Raw genomic sequence first — 7,352 nt, forward strand, 5'->3', positions numbered from 1 at the left:
AACACCAGGAAATTACTATTATTTCCTTCAGACTTTATTATAATATAACCATTTTGAATAAAACCTTCCAAACTCATATTATTGAATAAATAATCATATATTAAATCTATTACTACAGAATTAACAGACGAACTAGTAGTACTGAACTGACTTTCCCCTAAATTCTCCATCACAGCATATTCAATGGTTGAGATCTCAGAAGAACATACTGAGTTGTAGAGTATGGTGTTTTTAAGTGAGCCTATAACTGTCATTCCCATGATATGGTCACTCTCCAACGTCAGGTAGGTTTGATAGGCATCATCACCCACAGAAACTATAATGGGGTGTGTTCAACTCCATGTAACATTAAACTCCTCTGCCGCCTGATCCGCCACCATATCATGACAATAAATCATCATCAAAGATGTGAAGAATGTTCCATAGGCTGCTTTCATCGCCCCTGGAAGGTAAAGGAGGTTTCCATAAACATCAGTTGCATTTTTCTGATCAGCCCAGTACTGAGCAATCTCATCTGTGACTTGGGTGGTGGCAATGGCAAAACTCTTAACACCCTCATAACCCGCTAAAAAACCATCCAAGTACATGATAGGACTTGTTCTGAGGATATTGTTACATGTGAAGTTCAAGTTTATTGTACTGTTGGTCACAGGATCAGTGCCTATCATAGCTGGTGCATCTGCACCAGGATAAGCTAAATTTTGATCATTTTTTGCCAGACTGTTTTTGGCATCTAATGTTCAATTTTCACACCATGCATTAAATCCAAATCCATAGTTTACATTTACATTTCAAAAAAAACTGTAACATGTGAAGTTTAATTCCTTATTTTCTATGTCTTCGATTGTATATCTTCTTTGAATAATAATAAATATAAAAAGACAGAATCACTATCCAAATCACTACAAAAGCATAAAATAAATAGATATAAGATGAATTTAGTGGAAGTTTGAATAAGTAAGTTGAATTTTTGATTTTATCATATGAACCATGATGGCCAATCGTGAATCTGTTCTTCATAAGTTTTAGTAGTCATTGTTGGCATGAAAACAGCACTCCATACTTCTTCAGTACCAAGTAGCATCTCAGAAATGCCTGCTCCTGCAAATATCACACCTAACAACGCGGTTTCAGGCCCGGATAGAAGGTGTTTTAGTCAAGTTCAGTTTCCGGATTTTCTGTATAACCTTAACCACATTTTCAGTCAGTGCGGAAGGAGCTTCTGGGGAGTGTGATTTAACTATTTCCACTTCTCTTTCAAAGGAGGGGTAGTCGATGTAGAGATACAGACAACGGTCTTTGGTCTCGTCCAGAAGCTGTCTCTGGGAATTTGATGTCATGATAACCAGAAGATCATTGTGAAGATGGAAAGTTCCCAGGTCATTTACAGTTATTTGTTTTTCTCCCAGAGCCTGCAAGAGGAAGCTTTCCACTTCCTCATCAGCTTTATCAATTTCATCAATTAATATTACAGAATCTTTCTCACTCATAAAAGAGGTTAACATTGGCCTTTTAATGAAGAATTTCACCTGGAACACGTCTTCACTGGTCTCCTTGATCTTGGACATCTCCAGACTTAAGAGCTGTTTCTGATAGTTCCATTCTCCCACAATCTGTTCGAAGGTTATGCCCTCATAACACTGCACCCTAAAAAATTCCCTATCAAAAGCTCTAGATAGAGCCTTTGAAAGTTCTGTTTTACCAGTTCATGGTGGTCCTTAAATTAATATTGGTTTTTGAAGTGATAATGCTAAATACCACAGTGACAATTTTATCATCTGGGATGTAATGGCTTTTGGCTAAAGCCTTTTCCACATAATTGGTTTTTAAACTGATTTTTGACATGGAATCACCTTTTTATATTTATCCAGTCTAACTTTGTTGTTGAGCTCGTTATAAATCTTAAAATATTAATCTATTAATAATATGGCCATTAAGTAGGGATCATCTTTAGGATTAACATTTAATTCAATTTCTGCAGTTTTTAATAAATTTGTACCCATGGATTCGGCAGAAAAACGGGCTATCATGGGATTATGACATACACCACTTTCTACATCACAGTTTTCACAGAGCCAACATCTTCCAAAAAAAATGCCGTGGCAAATACATATCCTTTATTGAAAGCTGCCCTTTCAAGCTCAAGCAAATTTGTTAAAATATTTTTATAAGTATCTGAATAATCTGAGCAGGGAGATAACTGATCAATATCATTAAATTGATCCCGCAACCGGTTTGATTCATCTCCAATCTTAATATCAATTTTTGCTAATATTTTATTGGAGGTCATTGGAGGATTAAAATTAACAACCATAGCGAAATTATAGTCAAAAGCATTTACCGGAACTTTCCTACGCTAGGTGTAAAAGGTGGGGATTTCAAACCCTTACCATAGTAAGGACATCGCACCATGCATCTCAAACGCACCTTATCCTCCACCACCACCGGATCTGTAGGAATAACCCTTGCATCTGTAGTTCCTAAATCTAAAGTTTTTTTTCTAAAAATTCGAATTTTTCTATATTTTTCAATACATTGACCTCATTCTTTCTTATTAATTAAAATGATAAATTCAAGTTGATTGTTGAATCATGAACATTCTTTTTTTTATATTTTCAGTTGCCCAAAAATTAATTTGAAAAAAAAACCAAAAAAAAGAATTTAGTTATATAAATAAACTAAAAAAAAACATTTAAAAATAAGAATCGCTTATCATGTATTTATTTCAATACTTACTAAATAACCAATTAACCTATTAAAAAAGGTTGATTCGACATTTTCATCAACAACCATAACTTCCCCAATATCCTCCTCTTCCTCATCATCTTCTAGCTCAATAATCATGGTTTCAGAATCTACAGCCCCTGGATCTTTTTCAATGCACTCTTTTACCTTGGACTGGATAGCTGCTGCATCTTCTATATCTATCATGCTCACTATCTCCATCTGCTGCTGGAAACGTTCAATGGCCTCGTCAGGCATATTTTCAATGAATGGAATAGCGCCTGTGGCACCAACTATCTTTCTTTTATCAGCATCCACACCATTAGCGTGAAGTGCCTCAATACTTTGACCGGTGATGTGCCCCTGCACTTCAGAGCCACACAAGAGCAAAAACCTGATGTTGGGATTGGAAATAAGGTTAGCAACCATTTTTTCGATCCCCAAGTTCTCGGTTTTACAGGGCCCAGCAATAGCCGCCCCAGCATCCACCAGGACTTCTTCAATGTGAGAAGCCAATGTAGCACCGGCTACACAACTTTGCGGATCACCCACCACATAATCACCATTAATAACCGGCCATCCTTCTGCCGGGGATTTTTTTTCTACCATCTAAAACACCTCCGATGTAGGTTTAACATATTTTCTTTTAATGAAAGTTCATTTTATAATAGGGATTATAATAATATAAATTTATCCATTTTACTTGAAAAAAATTAAAGTAAAGTGTATATATGAAGAAGTAGAGACTATTTGTCTATCCATTATACCTACAAAAAATGACACCATTAGGGTCCAGTAAACCTCCTAATTTTCTTAAGGTGTCAAAAAATATGGGGCCATAAAATAAAGGGCCCCCTAACCCTATTTTAATGATATTTTTATTGAGAACAAATTCATCAGCACTATCTTATAGATCAAGAAAAATTCAAGAAAAAAAATGATATATCCCAAAAAAAGAAAGGGAGAAAAAATTTAATTTTTTTATTCACCGAACAAACTACCTCTGAAGAAGAATCCAATACCAGCTAATGCTAGAACAGATAAAACTCCAACTACGGCGTAAGTACCCCATGGTGTGTTATCAGTTCCCTGAGCTCCAGCTTTGGTAACTTCATAGGATTTTCCAGATTTTCCAGCATCACCAGCTTCAGAATCAGCAGAAGTTGTGGTTTCAGAAGCAGCACTAACGTTTACTCCTGAATCTCCAACTGAACCAACATACCCGGTTGCACCAGGCCCTATAGCAGAGGTAATTCCACCATTGGAAGATGTTCCTTGAGAATTTGAGCCACCATTAGATTTACCTGGAATTTTTATTAGATCATTTCGTGTACGATCCGCAGGTATGCTTTTAACGTAGTCTAAAGCTGTTCCACTAGCTAATCCTCCCTGTTTGATGATAGCAAACTCTTCAGCTGTGATCCATCGAGAGTCAGTTGTTGTCTGAGAGTATGATTTTATCATACGGTCGTATGGTAAGCCATTGTAGGCGTTTACATAGTAGTGAATCATACTTTCACGCTGTGCTTCGCTGGTAATTAATCCAGAGCTGTCCAGTGTCGGAGATAAGAAGTTAACTATTACGGCACGTCCGATATTGTTCTTCTTGTCCCATACAACTAGTACTCCTTCCATTCTTGCACCTGGGATGATGTCTGACGCAGTATCTTCGTTGATTAGTCTCTGGTTCATGTAACTACCCATACCTGGTGATACTCCCATTAGATAGACCAAACTATCATCTTTACAGTAGATACTGGAAGCCATGTAGAAGTATTCTTCATTAGGACCCAACGGGAAGTCTTTTAATACCATGTCGGTTATAAAGAATCCGGGTTGTACTCCAGGACAGGCATGGTCGTGGAACAAGAAAGTAACTAGCTGGTCGTAGCGTGGGTTAACTCTCCATGCATTGGCAATGCTTTGAATATTACCAAAGAATTCCCCAACTGCAAAGGCTTTTTTGATGTTGTTTAATTGAGTGACATTGTTCAAAGCTTTAGGTCCAATGTCATTTACCTTCTTACCGTCACTACCATTACCAACCAAGAAAGATTTAGTTGCCAGGTTGTAGGTCATGTATAGTGAATTCATAGTTTCTCCATCTGCTCCGCGTAGTGTGAAACAGAAGTAGAGCATTTTCCAAGGTGCTACGTGCATTGGTAGTAAAGTTTTCCGACTTAATCGAGATCCCAGTTCTTCGTAGACTCCATCCATTGCCATGTCAGTGATCTGACCATTGAGGAGAGCATAACTAGCTGATGTTTGTACTACTAGGTTTTTGCAGTCTTTTTCTAGGGTTATACCTTTTTCATTTAAAAAGATATTTTTAGCCAGTTTAGCTGCATTAGTTCCTATTTGTTTGATTTCTGCAGGAGTTAAAGTTCCAAGTTGTGTGTTTGATGGAATATTTCTGGTAGCTTTTGCTAGACCTAAACTATCTATATAGGCTAAATCTAATCCTTTAGCTTCTCTAGCAGAAATTCGGACTGATCCATCCTTGTTTTTGATATCTCCAGCAGTACCTACTAAAGTGTAGTATTGTTCTTCGTTAAGTCCCTTCAATTCTCTGACAAATGACACTAGTTGCATGTATTGTTTGTTTTTAATGAGACTCAACAACCATGTGTTGAATTTTAACTCGTCTAAATCATTTTTCAATGTATTGCCTAGAGCTTTGTATTGCTGTTGGAGTTCCTTCTTGTTGAATTTCATAATAATAAGGTCTCCAGTTTGGGTTGTTTCAACCCAGCGGATGAATGCCACCATGTTGGCTGTAGCTCCACTACTAGTGGTGTCGTATCCTGCGTATCCTCCTTTACCAGGAGTTGTGTTCAGGAAGTTTATGAGGGCATCATCATCAGAATCTCCAGGTACACCAATGATTTTGTAAGCACTGACATCATAGGGTGATCCAGGGTTTTGTGTGTCCTTGACTGGTGGATAATAATCAAGCAATACATGAGCTATTGCATATCCACTTATGGTTCCTTGACACATGTGCCCATGGAAGGCTGCTTCTCTTAACAGATCTGCAGGTGCTCCTGCTTTCCATGCATTGGCCAGACTAGTATAGGTAAATGCGTTAGTTCCACCTACTTTTTTAACCAGATTGTTCCATTGTGCTACTTTCATGTCTTGTGAAATGGTTCCCTGATAAACAGGTGTTGTTGAACCTTTTAAGAAGAACACTGCTTGGATTGAGTTGCCATTCTTCTTGATGAACGCGAAATCAACTGGATCAGTTGATGATTTACGAAGAATAAGCAAGTTACCTTGACCAAATGTGACTTTACCACCCAAACCATTTAATACACCCTCTATACAGTCCTCAGTGGTGGTTCCATCACGTTTAGTAATACCCGCAGTAGTGATCACAAGAACATCCGAAGCTTTAGCGCCTGATAATCCCAGTAACTTGTCTGCTTTGGCTGTGACTTCTCGACCAAGCTTATAGTTCTTGGTGGCTTTCATATCAAAGGTTGCAGTTCCATAAAAATTAGGATCAGAACCTCCCTGATAAACTTTCACTTGCTGAGTCTGAGTTATGTATCCTGGAGCGCTGACAATAACGTTAAATGAGGTTCCATTACTTACACCGGCTACGGTGAAGTTCAGTTTCCAATTTTCATTTAACTTTACTTTGTCAAAAACCACGTTTTTATTGGTTGAATCCGTGACCTTAAACTCAGGATTTATTTTATCGTTGGCGTATTCGTAACCAACATTCACCAAGAGGATAGGATCAATGGCTTCTGCATTAGAAACATTACCATTACAATCACCCCCAGCGCTAGATGAATCAGCAGCTGAAGCTGCCCCACAAAGAATCAAAGCAAACAATACCGCAAAAATCAGAATTACTCCTTGTTTTCTCATCTTTTCACCTCCTTTTATAATTTATCTTGACATAAAAAATCTATGTCAACTCCAATATGAAGTAATACCCTATATATCTTTTGTGTTATTAACATTATCCTCAATCACAAAATATAGTAATAAATACTAATATGATCATACAAAATTCAATGAATAAGCTTCATTTTTATTACTAAAATGCGTTAATTAATAATTCCAAAATGAGAATGATTCAACTCTAAAAACGAAAAATAAAAAGAAATAACCTAAAAAATATTCCAAAAATTTGATATTAAATTAAAAAACATGGAAGTAAAAATGAGAAGTATTACTGATAAATAATTATCCTAAAAAAAGAAAAAAATAGGGGAAAAAATTTAATCTTTTTATTCACCGAACAAACTACCTCTGAAGAAGAATCCAACACCAGCTAATGCTAGAACAGATAAAACTCCAACTACGGCGTAAGTACCCCATGGTGTGTTATCAGTTCCCTGAGCTCCAGCTTTGGTAACTTCATAGGATTTTCCGGATTTTCCAGCATCACCAGCTTCAGAATCAGCAGAAGTTGTGGTTTCAGAAGCAGCACTAACGTTTACTCCTGAATCTCCAACTGAACCAACATACCCGGTTGCACCTGATCCATTATCAAAGAGTGATCCAGTACTGGAAGAACCTCCCTGGGAAGAACCTCCCTGGTTTCCTTGGTTAGAACCATCATTAGGTTTTAGGTTACCACCTTGTATTTTAATTAATTCTTCTTTGGTTCG

The 7,352-nt window shown here is 37.2% G+C and carries 7 protein-coding genes and 2 pseudogenes; all 9 read right to left on the reverse strand.

Annotated elements, in window-relative coordinates; all coding sequences use genetic code 11:
- The coding region (locus tag GXZ72_06525) for a hypothetical protein (protein ID HHT19198.1) at positions 1-260 on the reverse strand (260 nt) is incomplete at its 3' end.
- Positions 261-332: 72 nt separating this feature from the next.
- Positions 333-668, reverse strand: a complete 336-nt coding sequence (locus tag GXZ72_06530; protein ID HHT19199.1) for a hypothetical protein — start codon at positions 666-668, stop codon at positions 333-335.
- Positions 669-1,130: 462 nt separating this feature from the next.
- Positions 1,131-1,845: pseudogene (locus GXZ72_06535) on the reverse strand (MoxR family ATPase).
- A 65-nt stretch (positions 1,846-1,910) separates the two neighbouring features.
- Positions 1,911-2,114 carry a hypothetical protein gene (locus GXZ72_06540; protein HHT19200.1) on the reverse strand — a complete coding sequence of 68 codons (204 nt, stop codon included), beginning with the start codon at positions 2,112-2,114 and terminating at the stop codon, positions 1,911-1,913.
- Positions 2,054-2,314 carry a hypothetical protein gene (locus GXZ72_06545; GenBank protein ID HHT19201.1) on the reverse strand — a complete coding sequence of 87 codons (261 nt, stop codon included), beginning with the start codon at positions 2,312-2,314 and terminating at the stop codon, positions 2,054-2,056. Before GXZ72_06545 ends, GXZ72_06540 begins: the two co-directional genes overlap by 61 nt.
- 23 nt (positions 2,315-2,337) lie before the next feature.
- The gene (locus GXZ72_06550; GenBank protein ID HHT19202.1) at positions 2,338-2,427 is read right to left on the reverse strand and encodes a hypothetical protein; all 90 of its coding nucleotides are present in this window, start codon (positions 2,425-2,427) and stop codon (positions 2,338-2,340) included.
- Between the two features lie 366 nt (positions 2,428-2,793).
- Positions 2,794-3,333, reverse strand: a pseudogene (gene mtrA, locus GXZ72_06555) (tetrahydromethanopterin S-methyltransferase subunit A).
- 372 nt (positions 3,334-3,705) lie between these two features.
- Complete coding sequence (locus GXZ72_06560; protein HHT19203.1) at positions 3,706-6,603, reverse strand: hypothetical protein; 2,898 nt, start codon at positions 6,601-6,603, stop codon at positions 3,706-3,708.
- Positions 6,604-6,968: 365 nt separating this feature from the next.
- Positions 6,969-7,352 (reverse strand): metal-binding protein (locus GXZ72_06565; protein ID HHT19204.1); only part of this gene is annotated, 384 nt, incomplete at its 5' end.

This window comes from Methanobacterium sp. (genome assembly GCA_012838205.1).
Lineage (GTDB): Archaea > Methanobacteriota > Methanobacteria > Methanobacteriales > Methanobacteriaceae > Methanobacterium.